Source organism: Wenyingzhuangia aestuarii (genome assembly GCF_011927765.1).
Lineage (GTDB): Bacteria > Bacteroidota > Bacteroidia > Flavobacteriales > Flavobacteriaceae > Wenyingzhuangia > Wenyingzhuangia aestuarii.
The window spans coordinates 248,895-275,723 of record NZ_JAATJG010000001.1 but is presented as its reverse complement, the minus strand read 5'-3'; the positions used below and the strand labels follow the sequence as shown (position 1 = coordinate 275,723).

The window sequence follows — 26,829 nt, the reverse complement described above, 5'->3', positions numbered from 1 at the left end:
TTGTAAAGATAGAATAGACACAACACTTATGAAAAAAATATATCATTTAAAAACCTGCGATACTTGTAAAAGAATTTTAAAACAAGTAAATCTTGATGGATTTGAAATACAAGAAATAAAAAACACTCCTGTTAACAAAGAACAATTAGATGAAATGTATGCTTTTACAAAGTCTTACGAAGCTTTATTTAACAAGCGAGCAAGATTATACAAAGAGCAAGGTTTAAAAGACAAAAACCTATCCGAAGACGATTACAAAGACTTAATCTTATCAGAATACACATTTCTAAAAAGACCTGTTGCTATTGTAGATAATGAAATATTTGTAGGAAACAGTAAAAAAACAATTGAAGAATTGGTTGCTAAAACCGCATAAAAAAACCGAGACATTGTCTCGGTTTTTTTATGCTTATTTTTTATTGTATAACATCGGATTTAATTCATCGTCGTTGTACATTTTCATTTGTTTGTAAACTTTCATGTATTTGTCTCCGTTTTCTATATCTGTAATTAAATCATCAATAGCTGTAGACAAATCAACTCTTTGCTCTAATAAAATATCTAATTTTTTTTGACAAGCTTGTTTATGACTTTCCGAAGCAGACTCACGTGTAGCCTCTTCGTTCATATGATAAATTTTTAAAGCCAAAATAGACAATCTATCAATAGCCCAAGCAGGACTTTCTGAGTTTATTTTAGCTCCCTCTTTTACTTGTACCTCTGCGTATTTCTGTAAAAAATAACTATCTACATACTCCACCATATCAGTTCTATCTTGGTTAGAAGCATCAATTCTTCTTTTTAAAGCCAAAGCTTCAATAGGATCAATTTCTGGCAAACGGATAATATCTTCGTAATGCCATTGAACGGTATCTATCCAACATTTTCTGTACAACAAATGCTCTATAGTACTTGCTTCATATATATTTTCAAACGGTTGATCTACATCATCCACCACGTGATATTTCGCTATCACAGCATCAAATATTTTATTAAAATCTTGTGCTTGTAAACTCATCTTAATTAAATTTTCTTTCTATTAACAAAAGTAGTCTTTCTTCATAAATTTCTTTTCCGTCCCAATTATAATCCTTTTTTATCATTTTAAGGAAGGATAAAGTCTCTTTCTCAGAAGTCATTGTATTTAGCTGCGAAATTACTCTATTAAAATCTTCTTGACTACCCTCAAACAAGTTTTTTACAAACGCAATTCTATCATTTAAATCTATTTGCAAATTCTTTTGTTGCATAATAGCATCGTTGATCGATTTTTTAGGAGCTACTCTTTCTGCATTTTCAAAAATATCTGTAGCCACATCTAAAGAAACCGTATTCCCAAATTCTTTTTCTAAAGAAGATTGTAAATCTTTAGGTTTTTCTTCTACAACATCCAAAGTAGAAAACAAATCAACCAACTCTTCTTCTTTTTCATTAACGGTCTCTTCTTCTAATTCTACCTCTATTTCTTCTATTGTAATGTTATCCTCTACAACTACTTCTTGTATTTCGTCCTTAACTACCTTTTGTGCAACAGGTTCTTCTTTTTCTAATGCTTCTAAAGGTGCTGTAAAAGTCTCTTCTACCAACTCCTCTACTGTTTTAGTATTTTGAGGAGTTTCTTTTACATAACTATCTATAAAAGCCAAAACGGCTAATTTTTCATATACCTGATATGCTTTGTTTTTTAACAAAACAACATCATCTCCTTTTTTTAATTTTAGAATACTATGAGCCAAACTCATTAATTCTCCTTCTAATTTCTTCTGCATTGGTAGTTTGATAAATTTAGGTCCTAGAGGTTCGTTTTTATTTGATAAATTTGCGCAACTTATCTCAATGCTAAAATAAGCATATTAGATAGATACTAACACTGTTAAAATTACAAAATGTTTCTTGAAAACACCGTAAACCATAAAGAGCAATTTGGCTGGATTGAAGTTATTTGTGGATCTATGTTCTCTGGTAAAACCGAAGAACTAATTAGAAGACTTAGACGTGCTCAAATTGCCAAGCAAAAAATAGAGATTTTTAAACCTACTATTGACACAAGATACGATGAAGAAAATGTAGTTTCTCACAACGAAAACTACATCCAATCCACTCCCGTACCTGCAGCGGCCAACATTCGTTTGTTAGCTAACGATGTAGATGTGGTTGGTATTGATGAAGCTCAGTTTTTTGATGATGAAATTGTTAGTGTTTGTAACGATTTGGCCAACAAAGGAATTAGAGTTATTGTAGCTGGTTTAGATATGGATTTTAAAGGAAATCCTTTTGGACCTATGCCCAATTTAATGGCTACTGCAGAATATGTAACCAAAGTACATGCCATTTGCACAAAAACCGGAAATTTGGCTCACTACAGCCACCGAAAAAACAGTGATGAAAAACAAGTAATGTTAGGAGAAAATGAAGCTTACGAACCTTTAAGTAGAGCAGCTTACTATAAGGCAAAAAACAACTAGTATGGAAAACATGCATGTTACCGAACTCCAAATTGATTTAACGGCTTTAAAGCACAATTATCAATATTTAAAAAGCAAAACAAAGCCCAATACAAAAGTATTAGCTGTGGTAAAAGCTTCTGCTTACGGATTAGAACCTACCCACATAGCTGCCGAACTAGAAAAGGAAAACATTGATTATTTTGGAGTGGCTTATGCTAATGAAGGTATTTTATTAAGAGAAAAAGGAATCCATACGCCCATTCTAGTTTTACATGCGCAACCACAGAACTACGGTTTATTAGTTAAGTACAAACTAGAACCTAATATCTACTCATTACACACTCTAAAACAGTTTTTAAACTTTGCTAAAGAGCAACAACTAAAAGAATATCCCATTCATTTAAAATTTAATTCAGGCTTAAACAGATTAGGCTTTAATAATAATGAGGTTAATGAACTTTTAAAACTTGTTTTAAACAACCCTACCATTAAAGTTGCTTCTGCATTTTCGCATATAGCCGCTAGTGAAGATTTAAATGAAAAAGAATTTACGGAGAAACAAATCACAACTTTTAACAATATTATTGCGCAACTACAATCAAAATTAACAGACCGTTTTACGGTCCATATGAGTAATACATCGGGAGTTATTAACTATCCTAATGCACATTTTGATATGGTTAGATTAGGAATTGGTTTGTATGGATTTGGAAACGATGCTAAAGAAACTGCTCAATTAAAAAATGTAGCCACATTAAAATCGGTTATTTCACAAATTAGAACCATTCAAAAAGGAGACAACGTAAGTTACAACAGAGCTTTTACAGCTCAACAACAAGAAAAAATAGCCATTATTCCTATAGGCCATGCCGATGGGTTTTCTAGACCCTTAGGATGTGGAAACGGATATGTATCTATTAACGGACAAAAAGCATATACATCTGGAAATGTTTGTATGGATATGATTTTAGTAAACGTTACTAATATTGATTGTAAAGAAGGTGATGAAGTCATCATTTTTAACAGTCAAGAAACCGTAGAAAAATTTGCAACTATCTGTAACACTATCTCCTATGAAATACTAACCGCCATATCTCAACGAATAAAAAGAACTTTTATACATTAATTTTAATTATATTGGTAGTATAACTAAACTATTTTAAATTATGTTAAAAGATTTTAAAGCCTTTTTAATGAAAGGCGATATTGTTGCTTTGGCAACAGCTGTAATTATTGGTGGAGCATTTAAAGCCATTGTAAGTTCTTTAGTAAAAGACGTTATTATGCCTATTGTAGGTTTATTAATGGGAGGTAAAAACGTAAACGATTTGTTTTTTGTGTTAGGAACAGGAGAATACGAAACCTTTAAAGCTGCACAAGAAGCCGGTGCTGCCGTAATGACTTATGGTAACTTTGTACAAGCTATTATTGATTTTATTATTATTGGATTCGTAATTTTTATGATTGTAAAAGCATACGAAAAAACGAAGAAGAAAGAGGTTCCTGCTCCAGCAGCTCCAAAAGGACCAAGTCAAGAAGAATTATTAGCTGAAATTAGAGATTTATTAGCTAAAAAATAATACAGAATTCTCTGTAACCAACCCTAAACCTCCTTAATAATTAGGGAGGTTTTATTGTTTATAGCCTATTGTATAAAGCAAATTTTAGCTTTCAGACATGGAATTAAAAAAGTAACTTTGCCACCTTTAAATTCAAGCACAATAACATGTACAGAAGTCACACTAACGGAGAATTAAGAATAGAAAACGCAAACCAAGAGGTTACTCTATCTGGATGGGTTCAAAAATCTAGAGATAAAGGATTTATGGTATGGGTAGATTTACGTGATCGATATGGAATTACGCAACTTATTTTTGATGAAGACAGAACTCCAAAAGAAATTCTAGACAAAGCCAAAACCTTAGGTAGAGAATTTGTGATTCAAATACAAGGAACTGTTATTGAGCGTGAAGCCAAAAACAAAAAAATGGCTACAGGAGAAATTGAAGTTTTGGTTAAAGAATTAACTATTCTTAACGAAGCTAAACTTCCACCTTTTACTATTGAAGATGAAACAGACGGAGGTGAAGACATCCGTATGAAATACAGATATTTAGACATCCGTAGAAACCCTGTAAAAAACAACTTGATCTTTAGAAGTAAAGTTGCACAAGAAGTACGTAACTACTTATCTAATCAAGACTTTATAGAGGTAGAAACTCCTTATTTAATTAAGTCTACTCCAGAAGGTGCTCGTGATTTTGTTGTACCCTCTCGTATGAATCAAGGTGAGTTTTATGCTTTGCCACAATCTCCACAAACTTTTAAACAATTGTTGATGGTAGGTGGAATGGATAAATACTTTCAGATTGTAAAGTGTTTCCGTGATGAAGATTTACGTGCAGACAGACAACCAGAATTCACACAAATAGACTGTGAATTAGCTTTTGTAGAGCAAGAAGATATTTTAAACATTTTTGAAGGAATGACTCGTCACTTACTTAAAAAAGTGAACAATGTAGAAATTGGAGACTTCCCAAGAATGACCTATGCACATGCCATGAAAACGTATGGTAACGACAAACCGGATATCCGTTTTGGGATGGAGTTTGGAGAATTAAATAGTGCTGCTCAACAAAAAGAATTTAAAGTATTTAACGATGCTGAATTGGTTGTGGGTATTGCTGTACCAGGAGCAGCTAGTTACACTCGTAAAGAAATCGACAAATTAATAGAATGGGTAAAACGTCCTCAAGTAGGTGCTTTAGGAATGGTTTACGTAAAATGCAATGAAGATGGCACGTTTAAATCTTCTGTAGATAAATTTTACGACCAAGAAGATTTAGCCGCTTGGGCAAAAGCAACAGGAGCTAAACCTGGAGATTTAATTTGTGTATTATCAGGTCCTGCAAACAAAACAAGAGCACAACTTTCTGCGTTACGTATGGAATTGGCAGAACGTTTAGGTTTGAGAAAAGCGAACGAATTTGCTCCTTTATGGGTGATTGATTTCCCTTTATTAGAATGGGACGAAGACACAGAAAGATTCCACGCAATGCACCATCCGTTTACAAGCCCAAAACCAGAAGACATTTCTTTATTAGATACGGATCCTGGAAAAGTAAGAGCTAACGCTTATGATTTGGTTTTAAACGGAAACGAAATTGGAGGTGGTTCTATTAGAATTCACGATAGAGAAATGCAATCTTTAATGTTTAAACATTTAGGATTTACTCCAGAAGAAGCTAAAGAACAATTTGGTTTCTTAATGAATGCTTTTGAATACGGAGCACCACCACACGGAGGTTTGGCATTTGGACTAGATAGATTGGTTGCTATTTTAGGAGGACAAGAAACCATTAGAGATTTTATTGCCTTTCCTAAAAACAATTCAGGTAGAGATGTAATGATCAATGCACCTGCTGCTGTTACCAACGAGGTTTTATCTGAATTAAATATAAATGTTACAGTTCCAAAGGTATAAGTTGTAATAAAACTTAGAGTTCCTTAAATTTACCATAGCTCTTTAAAAACTATTGATTTTATTTTTACTCCAAAGTAAAAGTTATCAATGGTTCTTAGAGAGTTTTTTTCATCAAATAAAATAAGAAAATATGTTATCAGAAACTATTGAAAGTGCTTTAAACACACAAATACAATTAGAAGCTAACGCTTCAATGAAATATTTAGCCATGGCAACTTGGGCAGAAGTAATTGGATACAATGGAGTTGCAGGATTCTTTTACAATCAAGCAGATGAAGAAAGAGTTCACATGTTAAAACTAGTAAAGTTTGTAAACGAACGTGGAGGAAAAGCAAACATTCCAAGCTTAGAAGCACCAAAAGACACCTTTAAAGATTTACACGAACTTTTTACTGTTTTCTTAGAAAGCGAAGAGCAAGTTACAGAAAGCATCAACCACTTAGTTTTTCAAACTTTAGAAGAAAAAAACTACACCGTTCATAACTTTTTACAATGGTATGTAGCAGAACAAGCTGAAGAAGAATCTTTAGCAAGAACTATTTTGGACAAGTTAAAAATTATTGGAAACGATAAAAGTGGAACGTATTTGTTTGATAAAGACATAGAAAGTATTGTTGCTCAAACAGAAATTAATGCTAAAAACGAATAGTTTATTTAGATTTAGTTAAAATAAAACTTATATTTGCACTGATTTTAAGACAGTTAATCAGTGCAAATTATGTTAAATAAAGGAATTGAAGAGATTATAACTCCTGAATATACGGGATGTTGCTTTACATATTTGGCAAAGGATAAGAAGAAAAAGTGTTGTAAAAAGTACAAGAAAAAAGGGAAAGACCATTGTAAAAAATGCCCTGTACAAGCTTAAAGTAGTTTGACTTTATTCTACTTATAAACACTACCTTAGCCATCCGAAAAAATCATTGGTATGCCTCAAAAAAAAAGAAATTTGTTAAATCAGTTTCTAATTTGGAAATACAAACATATTTCTCAAGAAAACTTTCTTTACATTTTAAGTACTATTGTAGGTTTACTGGCTGGTATTGGTGCAGTTACCCTTAAAAACTTAACACACTTTATTTTTGAGTCTTTAAATACGGGGTTTATTAAAAGTATCCACATAGGATTTTACTTTATTTTTCCAATCATAGGTCTATCTCTTACCTTATTAGTGGTAAAATACATCATCAGAAAAAAAATTGGTCACGGTATTCCCGCTACTTTGTATGCTATTTCCAAAAGAGAATCCATCATGCATCGTTATCAAATGTGGGCTTCTGTAATTACCGCTCCCCTAACTGTAGGTTTTGGAGGATCTGTTGGGTTAGAGGGTCCTACTGTTGCTACAGGATCTGCGCTAGGATCTAACTTTGCAAGAGTTTTTCACCTAGACCAAAGATCTAGAACTTTATTAGTAGGTTGTGCTGCTGCAGGAGCTATGTCTTCTATTTTTAAAGCACCCATTGCCGCTATTGTATTTGCTGTAGAAATTTTTAGTTTAGAATTAACTATGGTTTCTATGATTCCTTTGCTACTAGCTTCTATTTCTGCTGTATTAACATCGTACTTTTTCTTAGGTGATGAAGTTTTATTACACTTTGAAATTAAAGACAACTTTGACTTACAAGACATTGTATTTTATATCACTTTAGGATTGGGATGTTCTTTAATCTCTATTTACTTTACCAAAGTTTATTTTTGGTCGCACGATTTTTTTAAAAAAATAGAAAACCCCTGGTACAAACTATTATTAGGAGGTAGTTTAATTGGTGTTATTGTCTACTTTATTCCCCCTTTATTTGGAGAGGGTTTTGAAACTATTAACGCAGTATTAAGAGGAGATGCTTCTCACATCTTAAAAAACAACATATTTAATACCGAAGCAGATACTATATGGATGATTGTTGGTCTATTAATAGGTCTAATTATTTTTAAAGTAATTGCTATGGCTCTTACTTTTGGTGCTGGAGGTATTGGAGGAGTTTTTGCTCCTACTTTATTTATTGGGAGTGTAACAGGTTATGTAGTTGCTACTATTGTAAACCATGCAAAAATAGTATCTCATACCGTTTCTCAAAGTAATTTTGCCATGGTAGGAATGGCTGGTCTAATGGCAGGTGTTTTACACGCTCCACTAACCGCAATTTTCTTAATTGCAGAAATTACTGGAGGGTATGATTTATTTATTCCTTTAATGATTGTATCATCTATCTCGTTTTTGATTACTAAAAAATTCATTCCACACAACATCTATACTTCCGAATTAGCTAAAAAAGGACAGTTAATGACACATGACAAAGATAAAAATGTGTTAATGATGATGAATATTGACAAAGTAGTTGAAAAAGATTTTATTGTTACCAAACCTAACATGACCTTAGGTCAATTAGTACATAAAGCACTTGTAAAATCTAAAAGAAACAACTTTCCTGTGGTGAACAATCACCATGAATTAATTGGTGTATTACATATGGATGACATTCGTCCAATAATGTTTAATACAGAATTGTATGAAAACACTATTGTTTCTGATTTAATGGTTACTCCTGCCGAAGTTATTGATTACGACAAAGATTCTATGGAAGAAATTATGGAGAAATTCAAAATTACTTCTGCATGGAACCTTCCTATTATTAAAGACGGAAAATATCTTGGATTTATTTCTAAATCTAGATTGTTAAATTCCTACAGAAGAAAACTAATTATGGCTAGTGATTCTTTTTCTTAAAATAAGTAATTGCTTGATCTGGATGATCTGTAAAAACTCCATCTAATTTTAAATTTTCTGCTATTTTTAAGACTTCCTTAAAAGAAGTCTTACCTCCTAAATCATCGGCTCTAAAAGTAAAAGCATGTACTTTTAAGTTTTGTTGATGAGCATAGCTTACCAAATTTTCAAAATCTTTGATATTCATTTTATCATCCCCTTCTATCATCTGTTTGTACCAAGGTCCAATTCCATTGGCATACTTGGCTATATGTGCAACCATCTCTTCAGGAATCATCGCTTTAAAAATGGCATCCGAATATCCCATTTCCAACAGTTGAACCAAAAATAGGTCTGACTTGTATTCCTCTCTAATTCTCTGTAATTCTACAGCATCAAAACACTGTAACATACAGTTATCTTTTACTGATATATAACCATAATCAGCCAAAATAGTCAACACAATTTCAGAAATATCTTTCCCTTCATTTCTATGAAATTGAGGTTCTTTAATCTCTACATAAATACCTACATTTTTATGCATAGATTTATTTAATCCCTGGATCAATTCAATTTCATCAGCTAAGGTGTGAAGTTTAAAATGAGAAGTGTGTATTGGAAATCTATCTTTATAAACAGCTTGTTTTGTTTTGATATTAAATCTTTCGGATACATTTAGCGTTGAAAGTTCTTCCCAAGTAAAATCTACCACATAAAACTTTCCGTCTTTTCTAGCTCTATCAGGATAAACATTTGCAACATTTGTGGTAGTTTCTAAATGAATATCATGAATAACAACCGCAACGTTATCTTTAGACAACACTACATCTTGTTCAATAAAATCTGGAAACATACCATAAGCTAAAGCTTTGGCAGGTAACGTATGTTCTGGTAAATATCCAGAAGCACCACGATGGGCAATAATAACCATATTTTTGTTTTGGGTAGGTTGCTTACACGATAACAACACGTATAAAATAACAAAATAAACAACGGGAATCCTAATAGATAACTTCATGAATGATATGGTACAATTTCATTCCAAAATAGCTAATTTTACTATTCTTATAAGAGATCGTATATGAAGATATTATTAAAATTATTATTGGCTATTGTTTTTGTTCTTTGGACCATTGGAGCTTTTTTCTTTTTAACAGACAATCCTAAAAGTCCTAAATTTATTGGTTTTGGAGTGATTATTCTAACTTTGGTTTTAATGCCCTTATTTATTTACCACAGATACAACGGTAAGGATTTAACCAAATATTCTTTAAAACACAACGATCCTAACGCAAGTAGAATTGAAGACTAATTCATGTTTCTTCTAGACAAAAAGAAATCTTTTAACACCTTACTGCACTCTTCTTCTCTAACTCCAGAAATTACTTTGGTTTTAGGATGCAACAAGGTATTTAATTTAGAGTACCCTCTTTGTAGGTCAGATGCTCCGTAAACAATTTTCCCTATCTGTGTCCAATAGCTTGCACCTGCACACATTTGGCATGGTTCCAAAGTAACATACAAAATACATTCTTGTAAATATTTACCTCCCAAAAAGTTAGCCGCAGCTGTAAACGCTTGCATTTCTGCATGAGCAGTTACATCATTTAATTGTTCTGTTAAATTGTGTCCTCTTGCAATAATTTGGTTATTCATTACAATAACAGCTCCTACAGGAACTTCTCCTTTTTCAAAAGCAATATAAGCTTCGTCTAAGGCTTTTTTCATGTAATAGTCATCATCAAAAGGATCAATCATAATTGTGTCTCATAAATCTATACCTCTAAACTACTTTATTGATTGATAAGTTGCAAGGACAAATCTCAAAATTGTAATTTTGTGGCCGTGAAAAATATTCTCAATACCATAAATTCTCCGCAAGACCTAAAAGGCCTTCGTATTTCTGAACTAGAACAACTAGCTCAGGAACTAAGGAATTTTATCATCAATATAGTTTCTACTAAAGAAGGGCACTTGGGAGCTAGCTTGGGTGTGGTAGAACTTACCATTGCTTTGCACTATGTATTTAACACTCCAAAAGACAAGTTAATTTGGGATGTGGGACATCAGGCATATGGTCATAAAATTCTAACGGGTAGAAGAGATAATTTTGAGACCAACAGACGTTTACACGGAATATCTGGTTTTCCTAATATTTTTGAAAGCGAGTACGATGCTTTTGGAACAGGACACTCTTCTACATCTATTTCCGCAGCATTGGGAATGGCTATGGCAGCTCAAATTCAAGGAAACACTAAACAACAACACATTGCTGTTATTGGAGATGCCTCTATAGCATCGGGAATGGCTTTTGAAGCTTTAAATCACGCAGGAGTTACCAACGCTAACCTATTGGTAATTCTTAACGACAATGCCATTGGAATAGATCCTAGCATTGGAGCTTTAAAAGACTATTTAACCCAAACTAAAAACGGAAAAGAACCTAATAGAGATAATATATTTGAAGCTTTAAACTTTGATTATTCTGGTCCTATTGACGGACATAATCTTGCCAAAGTAATTTCTGAATTTGAAAGACTTAAAACCATTGAAGGTCCTAAATTTTTACATTTAGTAACTACCAAAGGAAAAGGATTACAAAAAGCAGAAGAAGATCAAATCACCTATCATGCCCCTGGTAAATTTGATGCTCAAACAGGAGATAGAATTAAAACCATTCATAAAAACAGCCCTCCAAAATATCAAGATGTTTTTGGACATACTATTATAGAGTTAGCAGAACAAAATCCTAAAATTGTTGGAATTACTCCAGCAATGCCAACAGGAAGTTCTCTAAAATATATGATTGCTAAAATGCCAAACAGAGCCTTTGATGTGGGAATTGCAGAACAACATGCCGTAACCTTAGCTGCGGGAATGGCTAAAGAAGGATTAATTCCTTTTTGTAACATTTATTCTACTTTTTTACAAAGAGCATATGATCAAGTTATACACGATGTAGCTTTGCAAAAACTACCGGTTATTTTTTGCTTAGATAGAGCTGGATTAGTTGGAAACGATGGGGCTACACATCATGGAGTTTTTGATATTGCCTTTTTAAGATGCATTCCGAATTTAATTATTTATGCACCTATGGACGAGGTGGATTTAAGAAACATTATGTACACCGCTCAATTAGGTTTAAATACTCCTATTGCCATTAGATACCCAAGAGGTATTGGTGAAATTATGGACTGGAAACAACCTTTTGAAAAGCTAACCATTGGAAAAGCAAAAACACTTAAAAAAGGAAAAACCACTGCCGTATTAAGTATTGGTACCCTTGGAAATATTATTAATTTTACCATTGATAAATTACCACAACACCAAAAAGAAATGGTAGGGCATTACAATATGCAGTTTATTAAACCGTTAGACATGGAATTGTTGCATGATATTTGTAGCAATTACAGTGAAATAATTACATATGAAGATGGTGTGGTACATGGAGGATTGGGATCTGCTATAGGTGAATTTATTTTAGAACACAGGTATACAACCAAAATTAAAATGTGTGGAATCGGTGATCAGTTTATAGAACATGGGCAAACACAAGAATTAAAAACATTAGTAAAAATTGATGAAACTTCAATTTTAAACACAATTTTATCTACCCTATAATGGCTTTTATAGATACTACTTTACAAGATTACTTGACTATGAAAAAACATACATTCATTATTCTCCTGTTTACTCTATTATTTAGTGTTAAAAGCCATAGTTCTACGTACTTTATAAACGATACAATTCCTACACCTAAGGCAATTACTAATATTAAAAAAGTATTCACTAAAAAAAACAAAGACTCTATTCGTGTTGCCAAAACTGAAAAAAGAGACACCATTAAACAAATTCTAAAAAAAAGTGTAGCACCTAATTATTGGAAATTAACCAACAAACCAGGGCTATTACTTACCCAAACCTCATTTTTTAACTGGACAAAAGGGGGAAATAATACTGTTGCTGGAATTCTTTCTTTTAAAGGAGACTACAATTATAAAAAGGGACAATTTTTCTGGAGAAACGGAGTCCTTTTTAGATATGGATTAAGCAAAGAAAATGGTACAGAATACTCTAAAAAAACAGATGACATACTAGATCTTAAGTCCAGTATAGGATATAAAAAAGACATAGAATCTAAATGGTATTACTCTGGGGAATTTAACTTAACAACTCAGTTTGGAAAAGGATATAAAGGAAACAATAGATCTACTGTAATTTCTAATTTTTTTGCTCCTGCCAGAATGCGTTTAGGGGTAGGTGCTGTTTATACAGATGATGATGACAGCTTTAAAGTTCACCTATCACCACTTACCAATCAGGTTACTTTTGTACTAGACCAAGAACTAGCAAACAAAGGAGCTTTTGGGGTTACTCCTGCTGTTAAAGACGAGGCTGGAGAAATTATAAAAAAAGGAGAAAATATTTATTCAGAATTTGGAACATTGATACGTATTGAATACAAAACTCCATTAATGAAAAATATTGATTTTGCTTTAAAGAGTTCTTTTTACTCTGACTACTTAAACAAGTTTGGAAACGTAGATAGTGATGTTGAAATTAATATTAACATGAAAGTAAATCAGTTTATTAACTCTAGAATTAGTTCACATTTATTGTACGATGATGATGCTAAAATACTTCAGTCTGATGGAACTCAAATAGGTCCAAAACTACAGTTAAAACAAATTTTAGGAGTTGGAGTTACTTACATTTTCTAATTGCTAATTATTATTCTCCTAGAAAAACTCTTTCCATCACAATAAACTTTTACAAGGTATACTCCTGACTGAAAAGGAACATTAATAACTTGTGTATTTCCATCTGCTGGATTTATTTGGTGTTGAGCAACCGTATGCCCATCCATAGTAAATACATAAAGATCAAACTGAACATCTAGGTCAGACAATTCTAACTCCAATACCTGATTCTCTATCTGATTTGTTTTAAACACCACCTTATTAGCCAAACCTTTTCCGTTACCTAAACCAGTAAAATTTAAAGACTCTTTAAAAGCTCCTGTAAACAAACCTCTTCCGTAAGTGGCTGCTAATACAGTACTGTCTGAAGTTCTATAATCGAACTTTGTTACTTTCACACTAGACATTCCATTTTGAGACTGAGTCCAATTAGGAAATTCTGACAAAAAATTACTTGTTTTCCAAACACCTGCATTGGTTCCAATAATTACTTCATTTTCATTATTAGGATTCATTTTAATAGCTTTTACGGGAATATCAGGAAAGTCTCCATCCTTTTCTTCCCACAACAATCCACCATCATTAGAATAGTATATATTGTTTACTCCATAGTTATGTAAAGTTACTAATAGCTCACTCTCATTCCTTCCAAAATCAATGTCAGAAATAGACCCTGTATTAATTTCATTATCTACATCAATATTAGTCCAAGTTGGAGTGTTTGTATTTAGATTACTCACTTTTAAAACACTTGCTCCCTCGGTTCCTATAAAAACGGTAGACGAAGTAGTTGTATAGGGAGATACCTTTATGGCTGTTGGATTTTCAAACAAAGCACTGTTACTAAAATACTTTGTGACTGGTGAGCCTATTAAATCTGAGTAACGGGCAATTCTTTCATTAGACCCTAAAGTAGCATTTGCATATAGCATGTCTAAATTATCATCTAAATCTGCAATATTTGCAAAAGACCCTGAGTCTTGATCATCTGCAATATCTACGATATCATTTCCATCATCAAAGGGAATTGGATAGGCTCCATATACATTATTAACATAAGAAACTATTAGGTAATCCCCATCTTTATCAATAAAACTCTGAATACCATCACCTCCATAAATATCTATAAAAGAATTTACTCCTTCTTGAACATTTACCCCAAACAAAGAACCATTGTCTTGTGCACCTCCTAATAATAATTCATCATCTTTATCTTGACCTATAGCTCCAGAATAGAACTGAGTTATATTATAACCTGTATTTCTACTCTTTATAGCTGTAGCGCTACTAGTAGCACTACTTATATTGGCACTGTAGTAAATACCTCCATCATTGGCAAAAACAGCCTTATTACTATCTAAAGGATTAAAAACAACAGCATGATGATCTGCATGTACCAACGAAACATTTAAACTATTTAAATTATTATTGTTTGACCATTTAGATATTTGACTCCAAGATGTTCCTGAATTTGCAGAGCGAAACAAATCAATTCCACCCGCATACAAAACAGTATCATCTGTAGGGTCTACTTCTAACGTAAGATTATAAAACCCTTGGTTTCTAGCAAAATCATCTGCAGGAATATCTACATCCACATCATTTGGATTAGCCATTGCAATAAAGTTGGTTCCATTGGTTGTTTTTACAAGCGCTACTTTTTTACTATCATTTGTAGAAGCTAAAGCATACACTGTGTTTGCATTTTGTTTAGAAACCGCTAGCTCTACTCTACCTCCATTTGTAAATGAATATTTTTCGGTAAAATTTTCACCATCTGTACTTCTAAAAACTTTTCCACCACCATCTCCAAAAAGATTTCCTTTAGTGGCTGCCCAAATAGAATTATCTGCAGCTATTTCTACATCGCTAAAAACGTAGGGAGATGGGGTTCCGTCTGTAGTTAAAAAACTAATTCTGTTAATAGAACTATCTCCTATTTTCCACCAACCAGAAGCGCTGTAACCAACTGGATCAGTATCAAACTGTCCGTCTAAAGAAAAGAAAACCTCTGTAGTTCCATTGTTGTTCCATGCCAAAATTTGATTGACATAATAAACTCTTTGCGTTTCATCTAACTCTAAATTAACAGGAATGTAGCTAGACCAAGTACTACCTCCATTGGTAGAAATCCAAATTCCATTTCCTACACCATCATCACCGGTATAAGCCTCACCTGTTCCTATATACCAAATATTAGAATTGTTAGGATCTATAGCATAGCAAGAAACTGCTAAATTCTCATCAATCCCAACTTGAGTCCACATAGAGTTAACATTGCTAATATCATTGTTTACCCATAAACCTCCAGAAACTCCACCTGCAAAAACTCTTTTACCAGTAGCATCATTAGGATCGTAAAAAACAACTCTTGTTCTTCCTCCTATATTATCGGGACCTCTTTCTTCCCATGTCATGTCTGAATTTTCTCCAGGTACTGCAGAAAAACGCAAAGATGATTTTTTTTGAGCTCTAACTTTAGTTAAGTTTTCTGGATATGTTTTTCCTGTGGCAGGATCCATTTCTAACAAATACTGTTCATCAAAATAACGATTGGGCGGTATTCCTTGTTTTTTTCTTTCCTTTTTAGATAGTTTTAATCTTTCTTGTATAGGATGATTTTTGACTAAATTGTGAAATTCTTTTTTAGAGATATGATTGGCATCGTAACTAATAAAAGCTGCAATCACACAAAGTAAAGAGAGAACTATGTAACGTGTATTTTTTTTCATGAACAATGTGTTTTAGCGAGCTTTCTTATTATAACAAGTTAAGAAACAATAACCCCACTAATTTTTTTATGTACTAAAATAGCATAACTGTCTGACATTCCGGCTACATAAGCACAAACATTCATTATACGTATATACAAAGTTTCTTGCTGAGTTTTAAATTCTTGAGGTAACATCATTAAAATTAGCTTGTCGTAATTAGAGGCTTTGCCCATGTAAGAGTTGTTTATTGCATTGATAAACACATCTAACAAATCTGCAATTACTTTGTAACCCGCTACTTCTTTTTCTATAACACTTCTGCTATTGTAAATCTTATCAATACTTAGTTTAATGATGTCGTTTATTTGCGCTTCGTATTTGCATTTATCTAATAAGGATTTTTCAAAAGTTCCGTTTAATATAGCTTCTTCATTTTCTATAAAAATAGTAGCCGCCTGTTCTATTAAGGTACTAATTGCTAAAGCTCTTAAATAACTAACTCTATCTTTTTTTAAACCTAGAGAATGATATTTTTTAGTATCAATTTTATCTTGCACTAATTTAATCATGTATTCCAAGGCAAATTCTTCATCAACCAAGCCTAAATTAATTCCGTCTTCAAAATCTATAATGGTATAGCAAATATCATCCGCAGCTTCTACCAAATAAGCCAATGGATGCCTGTGATAAGCAATATCTTCTCCAGACCTCATTACTTTTAAACCTAAGGTTTCGGCTACATCTTTAAACTTTTCTTTTTCCGATTGAAAAAAGCCAAACTTTTTATCTACAATGTGTTTTGTGGCTTTTTTAGGTAAGGATTCTTTAGGATATTTCATAAAAGTACCCAAAGTTGCATAAGATAATCTAAGACCATCTTTTACTCCTTGACCGTCTTGTGTTAAAATTTTAAATCCGTTGGCATTTCCTTCAAAATCAATTAAATCTTGCCATTCTTTAGCGCTTAATTCCTCTTTGTATTTTTGACCAGCTCCTGAGTTAAAATATTCTCCAATAGATTTTTCTCCACTGTGTCCAAAAGGAGGATTTCCAATATCGTGAGACAAAGCTGCAGCTGCTACAATGGCTCCAAAATCGTTAAAAGTATATCCTAATTCTTTTAAATACGGATGTTTTTCTAACAACTGTTTTCCTACCACTCTACCTAAAGAACGTCCTACTACAGATACTTCCATACTGTGTGTTAAACGCGTATGTACAAAGTCTGTGTCTGACAGTGGAATTACTTGTGTTTTGTCTTGTAAGCTTCTAAATGCTGATGAGAATACAATTCTATCAAAATCTACCTCAAATCCTAATCTTGTTTCGTCTTGATCTTTTCTATATCGACCATTGGTATCGCCAGCTCTCTTAAGAGATAATAATTGTTCCCAGTGCATGTTTAAAATTTAAATGAAAGTCCAGCCACTAACTGAAACCCTTGTACTTGATAATTTGTATACGATTGATAATTGTTGTCTAGTAAATTGTAAATATTTACGTGAGCATTTAATCTTTTATTGATTTTGTATCCACCTTTTACATTTAAGTCTAAAAATCCATCAATTTTGGTAGCCACTTCTTCTACTAAATCATCTCTACCGTCTACTATATTTAATCCTACTTGACCAAACCATTTTTTGTGGGTGTAGTTTACATAAGTTTCTATCACCATGTTGGGTAAATTCCAAGCTTCTGGACTGTAACTATTTAAAGTTGCCAACACTCCTCCTGTTAATTGTTTAGAGAACATCATTTCTATAGCTCCTTTTACAGACAAAATGGTTACATCATCATACATAACACCAAAACTATTTCCCATTTGGAATGGTTGATTGATTGATGTGGGTGCTAAAGCATCATTATGAACAAACAACGCTTTATTTTTTACTTGTTTGTAACTAGCTTCTGTTGAATAAGAAATTGTTTTTGTTAATTTTCCATCTAAACCTATAAAAACATCTACAGGGGTTGTTGTGGTTAAAATTTCAGCCGTTGGAGACATAAATGGATTTTGAGCAACCAAACTTTGATACGTATTTTGATCCAAGCTACTTCTTATTCCTCCATGTAAAGTCATAATATTTTTAATTAGCTTAACATCCGCCTGAACGTTTGGCAAAATCCAAAATTTAGAGGTAGAAGCCTCTCTATTGGCATTTACATACAATCCTAAAGCAGCACTTAATTGAAAATTATTAGCTTGATAAGTATAAGATGGTGTTACTCCTAAATTGAAAAAACTATAATTAATATTAGTAGTATTAGTATATTGTTGTCCAAAACTTCCGTTTAAATATTCAAAATCTACTTTGGTTTCTATATAATCCTTAAACATAGACTTGTCTAAAACGGTAGCTACTTTTAGGTCTACCTCTGAACTTTCAAATCCATCTGAAAAGAAATTAATTGAGGGTGACAAACTTTTAACTTTTGCATTTTTATAATCTATAGTTCCTGAAAAAGTTAAAGAATTGTAGACTTGTTCTACATTTTGATTTTGATAATCAGATTCTAAAACATCACTATCTAACCCATACCAATGAATTTTATTTCTTTGATAATCTGCATTAGTTTTCCAATTGTATTTCTTGTTATTTTTAGCTAAAAACAAGTTTACTTTAGAATTCCACTGACCATTGTCTACTCTTTCATCGTCTATTCCGTTCTGAATATTATAACTAGAAAAATCTATTCCATAAGTATAGCCATTTACAGCATTAGGTCTTAGCATCATTTCTATTTCTGCATTTCCATAGACACCTACAGCTCCATATAAATAGCTTCTATAATTTATAGGTTTAGGATCATCTATATCTACATAAACAGCTTGCTTGGTAATAGGCACAAAATCCGAAGGAACTTGTTTTGGATTGATTTTATACTTTATGTTTTCCTTAGCAAACTCTTCTTGTGCATTTGGTGTAGATTTTAATTTAAACACATCAGACAACGTAGGATTAAAAGAGAACTCTACCACTACATTTTCTTTTTTAATATCCTCATCTTCTGTTTGAGCATATATATTTACAGCTCCTAAAAATAGAGCTACTAGTATCCACTGCTTTTTCATCTTAAATTGTATTTGTAGCATTGTTTTTTGTTTCTCCTTTTACGGCTTTAGTACTTGTGTTTTCTGATTGGTATTCTTCTAACAATTCTTTGGCTTGTTCTACCAAATCATCTTGTTCTTTTACATTGTCTATAATATTATTTAGAATAAAATTAGCCTGAAAATTATCTTTTAAAGCATGAAAGTTTTTAGCCATTAGTAACAAACCTTTAACTCCCCAAACTTTGTAAGCTTGATATTTACTAGCCAAAATCTGAACTTGTTCATTAGATTTTTGATACTCTTTTTCTTGATGCAAGAAAAAAGCTTTGTAATAATTAGCTTCTGCCTTTACACTTCCTTTTCCTATGCTTTCTAATTTTTGATAATAGCTTTTTGCTTTTACAAAATCGTCTAACTCAGTAGCACCTCTTGCTCCGTATACATAAGCATCAGCTACCGCTTGTTCAGAACTTTTTTTGTTATCTAACACTTTTTGGGTATAATCTAACGCTTTGGCAAACTTGTTTTCTTTGTAATAAAATTTCATTAAATTACTTTGCGCATATACAATGTTCTGAGTATTTGTAGCATCGTTTTCTATTTGCAACAACAAAGTACTTGCTAAATTCCATTGTTCCTTTTCTAAATAAATTTGAGACAATCTGTTTAAAGCAACCTCTGTATATTCATTTGCATTTACTTTTAATACTTCTTGATATTCTGGAATTGCATTTTCTTTATTTCCTGAATTGTAATATGCTTGTGCCAAATAAAAATGAGCCGTTAAAGCATGTAGTCCTTGCGGGAAATTAATCAAATATTTTTTGCAACTGGTAATGGCTGCTTTTAAATCGTTGGCTAAGTATTTATTCTCTGCCGCTTCAAACATAGACCTATCAATATCTTGATCAGATATGTTTACAAACTCTATTTTTTTAACCCAAGCTGCATACAAATCTACTCTATCCATTTCTTTGTAAACCTGTTCTGCCATTTTTACCGCTTGCACAGCTTCTCCAGTTCCTGGGTAACTTGCCACCAAGTCTCTTAACACCGTAACCGATGCTTGATTTTCATTAGAATTAAACAATACAATACCTTTTTTTAATTTGGCTTTAACTACCAAAGGACTTTTTGGATATTTAGAAATTAATTCATCAAACACTTTAATAGCCTCTGCATTTTTATTCTGATTGACTAATAAATTCCCTAATTGATAATACGAATCATCTAAATAAGCAGAACGTGTAAACGTGGTCTGAATCTCTTTTAACGTTTCTTTTTTCTGTTCATTTTTCCCTAAGAATCCATAAGCCAATGCTTTTTGATGCATGGCATAATCTACCTGACCTTGATTGGCTTTTATTACTTGATTGTAATTTTCTAAAGCGCTCCAGTAAGTTTTGTTTACAAAATGACAATCGGCAATTCTTAAAACAGCATTTCTTTTTTTAGCTGGATTTTTAGAAATTGCTACATAATCTGTAAAATAGGCCAACGCATCCTCGTATCTTTTTTGCTGAAACGATGTATATGCCAAACCATAAATTCCGTCTGCATATTCTGCTAACTTTTTATTGTTTGTGTTTTTTACAAAAGAACTGTAATAGTAACTTGCCTCTTGGTAATTGTTTAGTTCTGATAAACTTTCTGCTTTCCAAAACAAAGCTCTGTTAGTAATGGTTTTGTTGTTGTATAATTCCGATGCTTTAGAAAAATAAGGCAATGCATCTTGGTATTTATTTTCATTAAACAACTCAAACCCTCTTTCTAGCAACAATTCTTGATACTGAGCATCTTTGATTAATCTTTGCTTGTCGTAATACGCAATAGCTCCTTTAAAATCTTTAAACTGCAAATAAGCATTTACAATTAATCCCTCTATTAAACTCGCTTCTTCTGCATTAGGATATTTATCTACAAAAGCTTGCAAAACTTCTGAACTACTTTGGTATGGATTTCCAATTTCGTAACTCAATTTGGCATAATTTAAAAAAGCATCTTGTTGTACGCTTACATCAAAATCCATTTCTGATGCGTTTTTAAAAGCATTTAAAGCTTGTGTTTTCTGATTCATTTTTAAATAACAATCTCCTAAATGATAATGTGCGTTTTGGGAAACTCCACTTTTTTCATCGGTAATTTTATTAAAATTCTCAATAGCTTTATCATACTTATTTTGTTTGTAATAAGCATATCCTAAAAAGTAATAATCTACTTCTGTTAATTTTCTTTGTCTGCCTTTGTATTGAGTTAAATACGTTATAGCTTTTTTGTAATCTCCTATATAAAAATAAGATTCACCAATAATTTTTGCAGCTTCTGATTGTTCTGTTCCTGAAGTTTTTCCGTAATAACTTTCACCCAAAGCAATAGCCTCTTTGTATTTTTTTTGTTGATAAGCAATAACCAATAACTGATATGAAACTTCTCTATAATACTTTCTTACGTTCTTAATTTTATCAAAATGGAAATTAGCAGCACTGTAATCTTTATTTTGAATGGCAATATTTCCTAAATAGTAATGAGCCTCATTTTGATAAGCTCCACTTGTAGAAATTGGCAATAAATACTCTTTTGCTTTGGTATAATTTTCAGTTTTGTAATTCGCAAAAGCTAATTTGTAATTGTAATTGGTTTCTTGCTTATTTGTTAACGATTTTACATCAATTTTCTCAAACCACTCCAAAGCCTTATAATCTTGTCTTTTGGCAAAGTAGTAGTTAGACAAGGCTAGTATTAACGAAGTTTTATCTATGGTATTTGGATGTTTTTTTAAATACAGTTCTGTCTCTACTCCCGCATTTTTCTCATTCAATTCCAAAGAAGTTAACAACTTGTATTTTTCTAGTGCAATACTTTTTTGAGTGTCTAAATGCTCTACTTCTTTAAAATATGCTTTAGCTAGTGAATAATGATTGTTATCAAATGCCTGAATTGCTTTTTCATACCACTTAAGAGATGCTGTTGATTGGTAACTGTTTTGCGCTGTTAATGGCAAAGCAACCATAAACATTGTTGTTACGCACAGCAAAAATTGTTTCTTCATATATCTAGACCTATAATTTCAGTGATTAAAAATAAATAATATCCCAATCAATTAACGGAAACACGGCCTATTTATTTGAAACATCATTGTTCAATTCTTATAGACACGATAATTTTAAGTTTCATCTAATTTTAAATATGTTTGTAAAAACAATCAACACCATGTCACAACCTGTTTTACATTTAAAGGATGCCAATATTTTTCAAGACAACATTCTGATTTTAAAGAATGTGGATTTTGAAATTCAGCCAGGAGAATTCTTTTATTTAATAGGAAAAACAGGAAGTGGTAAAAGTAGTTTGTTAAAAATACTGTATGGTGATTTACCTTTAACCAGTGGACTTGGAGAAGTAGTTGGTTTTGATTTACCTGCTTTAAAAGAAAAACAAATTCCTTTTTTAAGAAGAAAAATTGGAATTGTGTTTCAGGACTTTAAATTATTAAACGACAGAAGTATTTACGACAACTTGCTTTTTGTTTTAAAAGCAACGGGTTGGAAAGATAAAGCTTTGATGGATGCTAAAATAAAAGAAGTTTTAGGAAAGGTAGGTTTGCAGGAAAAAGGATATAAAATGCCTTATCAAATTTCTGGAGGGGAGCAGCAACGTATTGCTATTGCAAGAGCAATGTTAAACGATCCTGAATTAATTATTGCTGATGAACCTACAGGGAATTTGGACCCTAAGACCTCTATGGAGGTAATGGAATTGTTGAATGAAATTCACCAAAGTGGAAAAACAATTTTAATGGCTACTCACGATTATTCTTTAATTTTAAAATATCCTCAACGAACTTTTAAAGTAGAAAACGGAGAAGTTTTTGAAGTAGCACATCAACAGCAAACTAGTTAATTCTTAACCGATTTAATTAGATATCCTAGTTTGTAAAAATTCAATAATTTAGTTGAATAAAAACCCGCTATCATTTTTTTTCTGATGAGGGATCCTGTTAAATTAAACAATCGTTTTACAATTATTTTCTGAAAAACATTCATTTTTTTATAGTAGCTCAACAATCTAACATGATTAGAAAAAAGACCATCTTGTAGTTTGATAAGATTAGCAATTGCTGTTTCGTTTTTAACAAAAAAACGTTCGTTTGTTTCTAAATCTAGATTTAAAACAGGATTTTCTAAATGGATTATTTTTATTTTATTTTGAGCCAATTCATAGCCAAAAAAAGTATCCTCATGCCCATATGTATCAATACCTTCATTAAAAAATATATCCTCAAAAACAGCGCTATCTATTAAAAAATTATTCGTCATAAAAGACAAATAAGGCTCTTGGTTTCTTTTTATTACACTTTTACTTTCAACTTCTATTCCATATTTCCAACTCAAAAACTGTTCTTTACTAGGTAGAATATCCGGATAAATTCTACCACCATACACTACAACATTTGGGACTAAAGAATTTGCATACTTTTGTAAAAAATCATCATTCTGAATCATAGAATCACAATCCATAAAAAGCATATAGGAATATTGTACATAAGACTTAAATAGGTTTCTAATTTTAGACCTCCCTATATTGTTAGGCAACTCAACATACTTATGGTTTCCTAACAATTTTCTGTTTTCTATTTTAAAAACCTCATCAGAAGCATCGTCTATCACAACAAGTTCAAACACCACATTTGTAGTTTGCTTTTCAATAGCTTTTACTAGATTAGAAATATCAAAATTATATACAGGAATACAGATAGAAATCATAAGCAAATACAATCTTATTTTAGTAAAATTAACATTTCTTGATACACTTTTTTCCACCCTTGCCATCCAAACTTTTCTGACAAAGAAGAATTATGCCATAAAGACACAAACAATCCATCTACTTTTTTTACCTGATGAATTAATTCTTTTACTTCTTTTACAGCTTGTTCTGGACTCAATAGTAAGTACGTATTTAATGTTCCATCCATTACCTGAAAAGGAACTACATACAAAGGTCTCTCTTGCTCTAATTCTAAATTATAAAAAGGATAAGCATTACAAATCCCTGCTCTAAACCCTACTTGACTAGCAAAGCCCATAGAATAATCTACCTTAATACCATTACTTATTAAATGTTCATAGGTTTTAGGAAATTCTAATTTTAAAAAATGCTGTCTACTTGTGGTAACCTCAGAACCTACTATTTTTTCTAAACGTTGTTTCTCTTTTGTAACTCGATGATTTTCTGTGTTAGAAATATAAGATGGGTGAATTCCTATAGAATGTTTTGCCCCTATTTTTTTTATCAACCGTTTTAAACACCTTTTGTAATGTTTAATATTGGAATCAAATTCTGATTTATCTCCTAACAAAAAAAAGTAATGTGTTTTTGTGTTTTTAGAAACTTTTTCAATAAAATCAAACGTATCAAAAACATCTTTTCTATTTTTTAAATAGCTTAATTTTACTTGTACTTTTTCTTTTCTCTTTTTTAAAACATCAACCAAAAGCCCTCCTAAAAAGTAAAACACTCCTTTTCCTTTAGAAAAATAAGCTGTGTCTATATCTAGTGTATTTAGAGCTTTGAATTTTCTTTTTGGAAAGCTATATTCGGGAAACTTAGCACTTAATTCTTCTTTAATTTTTTGACACCAAACATTTACAACAGGTATTTTTAAAAAGCCTTGTTGATAAGCCAAACTATCTTCTGCCTGGTATCTATGATGTTTATCGGGAGTAAAAGGCAAGTATTCTTCATACCTAGTAAGCATCCAAAAAGAAGAAGCTAACAAATCGTATTCATTCTCATTCGTCTTAAAGAAATAAGGAACCTCATCTACCCAATCTACCTGAATATTCTGCACTGAAATTGTTGATTCCCACAGAATTTTAGAAGGAATTATCTGAAGACTTTCCTCTATTTTACTATCTGAATAATTTAATTTTGGTCCCTTGTGATTTTTAAAATCAGCTAAAGATTTTGTCAATTTATAATCTACTCCTAGCACATATTTAAATACCACGTTTAAAACATAGATCAATCTACTGCTAATGGTCTTTGAATATACTAGTATCATAAAAATTTAGAATATACCTGCTTAATAACTTCTGATTCTTTTTCCCAATTTAACGCTTGCTTTGCAATTTCTATGTTTTTTTGGTAATCATTTTTATGATGTATTACCTGCTGTATTTGTGCTGCAACAACCTTAATTTCTCTACTTTTTAGTACTTGACCTATCTGATAAGAGTTCACCATTTTTTTCATTTCCGGCAAATCAGAAACCAAACAAGGAATTCCTCCATGAATATAGTCGAACAATTTGTTAGGCAATGCATATTTATAATTCATACCTAAATCCTCTTCTAAAGACAATCCCACATCAAACAGGGGTGTTATATTTCTAAGTTCTTCAGGACAAACGCTCCCATATAACAATATTTTATCTTGTAAGTTTTCTGATTGTATCTTTAATTCTATTTCATCAAAAATATCTCCATTTCCAAAAACACATAAAACAGTATTATCCATAGTAGCTATGGCATCTATCATTACATCAATTCCCCTACCTAAATTTACCGCTCCTTGATAAATAACAGCTGGTTTGTTTTTTATAAATTCTAAAATTTCTAAAGAAATTTTAGAATCACGCTCTTTTTTCTGTTTAGGCAGATTTCTTAGCACTCTTACAGTAACTCCATATTCTTTTTTATAATAGTCGGAAATTGAAGAACAAACCGTAAACACATCTTTTAACTTTGGAAAAATAAATTGTTCTATGGCCAACCAAATTTTTTGAACTTTAGGCCTGTGAATTAACTCTGGCACCTCGGTAAACAATTCATGACTATCATAAACCATAGGTTTATTAGTTAATTTGGCTACTAAAAAATTAGGCAACAAGGTGTCTAAATCATTAGCCAACAACACTTGTTTTTTAGCAAACAACAGCAATAAAAAAAGACGAAAATTATATTCTGCATAAAACAAAGGACCTTTGGTAAAAAGCAACTTCATTCTAGTAGTTTTGTAATTTCTTTTTATAGGCAAACTATTTTTTAAACGCCTACCTACCAAATGAATTGAAAACCCCATTTCTTGCAAGCTTGTACATACCTTATGTACTCGTTGGTCGGTGACAAGATCGTTAGTTACAGAAACTACAATTGTTTTCAATTATTATTTTTTTCAGAGGTTAATTATTCTAAAACTATGCAGGTGGATTGTCTTCATCCTTTAAAATTTCTATCCCTTTTTGCATAATTAACGAATTTGGAAATGTAATGACCTCTCCTTTGTCTGTTTTCATAAAAAAATAGAACCCGGTAATATCTTTTACTTCTCCTGTTAACTCAAAATCTTTATCTAAAATTCTAATCCTACTTCCTATTCTTACTGGGTGATTAAAGAACAAAATAACGCTGGCTGTTAAATTAGACAACAAAGACCACTGTGCAAAAAAACCTACACCTAAAACAGCTAAAATAGAGGAAATAAATATAGATAACTGCTTAAAATCTACTCCCCAAACCACTGCTAAAAATGCTCCAAAAACTATGTAAACTATTAGGTAAGTAAGTATAAAAATTATTTTTCTTCTGTTTGCATCAATCGCTTTTACAAAGCTAAACTTTTTGATAGCTCTTTTAATTGACACAATAATTGTTATCATTAAAACCACCATAACAAGTGTAAACAACAACTGAAATTTATATTCGCTTAAATTTTCCATTTTTT

23 protein-coding genes are annotated in these 26,829 nt (G+C 31.8%); 11 read left to right on the top strand and 12 right to left on the bottom strand.

Going from position 1 to position 26,829, the window contains the following annotated elements; genetic code table 11:
• The first annotated feature begins 28 nt into the window (after nt 1-28).
• Nucleotides 29-376 (top strand): arsenate reductase family protein, encoded by a 348-nt coding sequence (locus GGR97_RS01175; protein WP_167896585.1) that lies wholly within the window; start codon nt 29-31, stop codon nt 374-376.
• 33 nt (nt 377-409) lie between these two features.
• Here the strand turns inward: GGR97_RS01175 and GGR97_RS01170 are convergent, their stop codons facing one another.
• Entirely contained in the window at nt 410-1,018 is a 609-nt protein-coding gene (locus GGR97_RS01170) for a DUF4254 domain-containing protein (RefSeq protein WP_167896584.1), read from the bottom strand.
• Between the two features lies 1 nt (nt 1,019).
• Nucleotides 1,020-1,769, bottom strand: coding sequence for a hypothetical protein (locus GGR97_RS01165; protein WP_245229424.1), 750 nt, complete (start codon nt 1,767-1,769; stop codon nt 1,020-1,022).
• Between the two features lie 117 nt (nt 1,770-1,886).
• Here GGR97_RS01165 and GGR97_RS01160 point away from each other — a divergent pair, with 117 nt between their 5' ends.
• The 6 genes from GGR97_RS01160 to GGR97_RS01135 all read left to right on the top strand — a co-directional run bounded on the left by GGR97_RS01160 (nt 1,887) and on the right by GGR97_RS01135 (nt 8,659).
• Nucleotides 1,887-2,465, top strand: coding sequence for a thymidine kinase (locus tag GGR97_RS01160; protein ID WP_167896583.1), 579 nt, complete (start codon nt 1,887-1,889; stop codon nt 2,463-2,465).
• Between the two features lies 1 nt (nt 2,466).
• Complete coding sequence (gene alr / locus GGR97_RS01155) at nt 2,467-3,573, top strand: alanine racemase (protein ID WP_167896582.1); 1,107 nt, start codon at nt 2,467-2,469, stop codon at nt 3,571-3,573.
• 40 nt (nt 3,574-3,613) lie between these two features.
• Nucleotides 3,614-4,027, top strand: a complete 414-nt coding sequence (mscL, locus tag GGR97_RS01150) for a large conductance mechanosensitive channel protein MscL (protein ID WP_167896581.1) — start codon at nt 3,614-3,616, stop codon at nt 4,025-4,027.
• 146 nt (nt 4,028-4,173) lie between these two features.
• Entirely contained in the window at nt 4,174-5,931 is a 1,758-nt protein-coding gene (gene aspS, locus GGR97_RS01145; protein WP_167896580.1) for an aspartate--tRNA ligase, read from the top strand.
• Nucleotides 5,932-6,061: 130 nt separating this feature from the next.
• Nucleotides 6,062-6,580 carry a ferritin gene (locus GGR97_RS01140; RefSeq protein WP_167896579.1) on the top strand — a complete coding sequence of 173 codons (519 nt, stop codon included), beginning with the start codon at nt 6,062-6,064 and terminating at the stop codon, nt 6,578-6,580.
• 279 nt (nt 6,581-6,859) lie between these two features.
• Entirely contained in the window at nt 6,860-8,659 is a 1,800-nt protein-coding gene (locus tag GGR97_RS01135; protein ID WP_167896578.1) for a chloride channel protein, read from the top strand.
• Here the strand turns inward: GGR97_RS01135 and glpQ are convergent.
• Entirely contained in the window at nt 8,640-9,656 is a 1,017-nt protein-coding gene (gene glpQ, locus GGR97_RS01130; RefSeq protein WP_209272295.1) for a glycerophosphodiester phosphodiesterase, read from the bottom strand. The genes GGR97_RS01135 and glpQ overlap by 20 nt on opposite strands.
• Nucleotides 9,657-9,719: 63 nt before the next feature.
• Between glpQ and GGR97_RS01125 the strand changes: the two genes are divergently transcribed.
• Nucleotides 9,720-9,950 carry a hypothetical protein gene (locus GGR97_RS01125; RefSeq protein ID WP_167896577.1) on the top strand — a complete coding sequence of 77 codons (231 nt, stop codon included), beginning with the start codon at nt 9,720-9,722 and terminating at the stop codon, nt 9,948-9,950.
• On the opposite strand, the gene GGR97_RS01120 is transcribed toward GGR97_RS01125, so the two are convergent.
• Nucleotides 9,947-10,396, bottom strand: coding sequence for a nucleoside deaminase (locus GGR97_RS01120; protein WP_167896576.1), 450 nt, complete (start codon nt 10,394-10,396; stop codon nt 9,947-9,949). The genes GGR97_RS01125 and GGR97_RS01120 overlap by 4 nt on opposite strands.
• Nucleotides 10,397-10,483: 87 nt before the next feature.
• On the opposite strand from GGR97_RS01120, the gene GGR97_RS01115 reads away from it, so the two are divergent.
• Both GGR97_RS01115 and GGR97_RS01110 read left to right on the top strand, forming a co-directional pair.
• Nucleotides 10,484-12,259, top strand: coding sequence for a 1-deoxy-D-xylulose-5-phosphate synthase (locus GGR97_RS01115; protein ID WP_167896575.1), 1,776 nt, complete (start codon nt 10,484-10,486; stop codon nt 12,257-12,259).
• Between the two features lie 38 nt (nt 12,260-12,297).
• Nucleotides 12,298-13,359 (top strand): DUF3078 domain-containing protein, encoded by a 1,062-nt coding sequence (locus tag GGR97_RS01110; RefSeq protein WP_167896574.1) that lies wholly within the window; start codon nt 12,298-12,300, stop codon nt 13,357-13,359.
• Here GGR97_RS01110 and GGR97_RS01105 read toward each other — a convergent pair.
• From GGR97_RS01105 to GGR97_RS01090, 4 genes are read right to left on the bottom strand one after another with little or no spacing between them, the layout of a single operon-like run.
• On the bottom strand, nt 13,356-16,070 hold the full coding sequence (locus GGR97_RS01105; protein ID WP_167896573.1) for a T9SS type A sorting domain-containing protein: 2,715 nt from the start codon (nt 16,068-16,070) through the stop codon (nt 13,356-13,358). The two genes, GGR97_RS01110 and GGR97_RS01105, sit on opposite strands and share 4 nt — an antisense overlap.
• Before the next feature lie 38 nt (nt 16,071-16,108).
• Nucleotides 16,109-17,452, bottom strand: coding sequence for a deoxyguanosinetriphosphate triphosphohydrolase (locus GGR97_RS01100; protein ID WP_167896572.1), 1,344 nt, complete (start codon nt 17,450-17,452; stop codon nt 16,109-16,111).
• A gap of 2 nt (nt 17,453-17,454) precedes the next feature.
• Nucleotides 17,455-19,125, bottom strand: coding sequence for a TonB-dependent receptor (locus GGR97_RS01095; protein ID WP_167896571.1), 1,671 nt, complete (start codon nt 19,123-19,125; stop codon nt 17,455-17,457).
• Between the two features lies 1 nt (nt 19,126).
• Complete coding sequence (locus tag GGR97_RS01090) at nt 19,127-22,156, bottom strand: tetratricopeptide repeat protein (protein ID WP_167896570.1); 3,030 nt, start codon at nt 22,154-22,156, stop codon at nt 19,127-19,129.
• 161 nt (nt 22,157-22,317) lie between these two features.
• Between GGR97_RS01090 and GGR97_RS01085 the strand changes: the two genes are divergently transcribed.
• Complete coding sequence (locus tag GGR97_RS01085; RefSeq protein WP_167896744.1) at nt 22,318-23,007, top strand: cell division ATP-binding protein FtsE; 690 nt, start codon at nt 22,318-22,320, stop codon at nt 23,005-23,007.
• Here the strand turns inward: GGR97_RS01085 and GGR97_RS01080 are convergent.
• The 4 genes from GGR97_RS01080 to GGR97_RS01065 are packed head-to-tail and all read right to left on the bottom strand — an operon-like array spanning nt 23,004 to nt 26,824.
• Nucleotides 23,004-23,870, bottom strand: a complete 867-nt coding sequence (locus GGR97_RS01080) for a glycosyltransferase family 2 protein (protein WP_167896569.1) — start codon at nt 23,868-23,870, stop codon at nt 23,004-23,006. The genes GGR97_RS01085 and GGR97_RS01080 overlap by 4 nt on opposite strands.
• 14 nt (nt 23,871-23,884) lie before the next feature.
• A complete protein-coding gene (locus tag GGR97_RS01075; protein ID WP_167896568.1) occupies nt 23,885-25,168 on the bottom strand; it encodes a polysaccharide deacetylase family protein in 1,284 nt (427 codons plus the stop codon).
• Nucleotides 25,165-26,268: a glycosyltransferase gene (locus GGR97_RS01070; protein WP_167896567.1), complete on the bottom strand. Its 1,104-nt coding sequence runs from the start codon at nt 26,266-26,268 to the stop codon at nt 25,165-25,167. The genes GGR97_RS01075 and GGR97_RS01070 overlap by 4 nt, the downstream gene beginning before the upstream one ends.
• A gap of 34 nt (nt 26,269-26,302) precedes the next feature.
• Nucleotides 26,303-26,824, bottom strand: a complete 522-nt coding sequence (locus tag GGR97_RS01065) for a mechanosensitive ion channel domain-containing protein (protein WP_167896566.1) — start codon at nt 26,822-26,824, stop codon at nt 26,303-26,305.
• Nucleotides 26,825-26,829: the final 5 nt, after the last annotated feature.

Coding starts and splice junctions, on each gene's coding strand:
- GGR97_RS01165 (WP_245229424.1), bottom strand. CDS start 1,769: ATGCAGAAGAAATTAGAAGGAGAATTAATGAGTTTGGCTCATAGTATT.
- GGR97_RS01090 (WP_167896570.1), bottom strand. CDS start 22,156: ATGAAGAAACAATTTTTGCTGTGCGTAACAACAATGTTTATGGTTGCT.
- GGR97_RS01160 (WP_167896583.1), top strand. CDS start 1,887: ATGTTTCTTGAAAACACCGTAAACCATAAAGAGCAATTTGGCTGGATT.
- GGR97_RS01100 (WP_167896572.1), bottom strand. CDS start 17,452: ATGCACTGGGAACAATTATTATCTCTTAAGAGAGCTGGCGATACCAAT.
- glpQ (WP_209272295.1), bottom strand. CDS start 9,656: ATGAAGTTATCTATTAGGATTCCCGTTGTTTATTTTGTTATTTTATAC.
- GGR97_RS01080 (WP_167896569.1), bottom strand. CDS start 23,870: ATGATTTCTATCTGTATTCCTGTATATAATTTTGATATTTCTAATCTA.
- GGR97_RS01135 (WP_167896578.1), top strand. CDS start 6,860: ATGCCTCAAAAAAAAAGAAATTTGTTAAATCAGTTTCTAATTTGGAAA.
- GGR97_RS01105 (WP_167896573.1), bottom strand. CDS start 16,070: ATGAAAAAAAATACACGTTACATAGTTCTCTCTTTACTTTGTGTGATT.
- GGR97_RS01085 (WP_167896744.1), top strand. CDS start 22,318: ATGTCACAACCTGTTTTACATTTAAAGGATGCCAATATTTTTCAAGAC.
- GGR97_RS01170 (WP_167896584.1), bottom strand. CDS start 1,018: ATGAGTTTACAAGCACAAGATTTTAATAAAATATTTGATGCTGTGATA.
- aspS (WP_167896580.1), top strand. CDS start 4,174: ATGTACAGAAGTCACACTAACGGAGAATTAAGAATAGAAAACGCAAAC.
- GGR97_RS01065 (WP_167896566.1), bottom strand. CDS start 26,824: ATGGAAAATTTAAGCGAATATAAATTTCAGTTGTTGTTTACACTTGTT.
- GGR97_RS01110 (WP_167896574.1), top strand. CDS start 12,298: ATGAAAAAACATACATTCATTATTCTCCTGTTTACTCTATTATTTAGT.
- alr (WP_167896582.1), top strand. CDS start 2,467: ATGGAAAACATGCATGTTACCGAACTCCAAATTGATTTAACGGCTTTA.
- GGR97_RS01120 (WP_167896576.1), bottom strand. CDS start 10,396: ATGATTGATCCTTTTGATGATGACTATTACATGAAAAAAGCCTTAGAC.
- GGR97_RS01175 (WP_167896585.1), top strand. CDS start 29: ATGAAAAAAATATATCATTTAAAAACCTGCGATACTTGTAAAAGAATT.
- GGR97_RS01075 (WP_167896568.1), bottom strand. CDS start 25,168: ATGATACTAGTATATTCAAAGACCATTAGCAGTAGATTGATCTATGTT.
- GGR97_RS01095 (WP_167896571.1), bottom strand. CDS start 19,125: ATGAAAAAGCAGTGGATACTAGTAGCTCTATTTTTAGGAGCTGTAAAT.
- GGR97_RS01140 (WP_167896579.1), top strand. CDS start 6,062: ATGTTATCAGAAACTATTGAAAGTGCTTTAAACACACAAATACAATTA.
- mscL (WP_167896581.1), top strand. CDS start 3,614: ATGTTAAAAGATTTTAAAGCCTTTTTAATGAAAGGCGATATTGTTGCT.
- GGR97_RS01125 (WP_167896577.1), top strand. CDS start 9,720: ATGAAGATATTATTAAAATTATTATTGGCTATTGTTTTTGTTCTTTGG.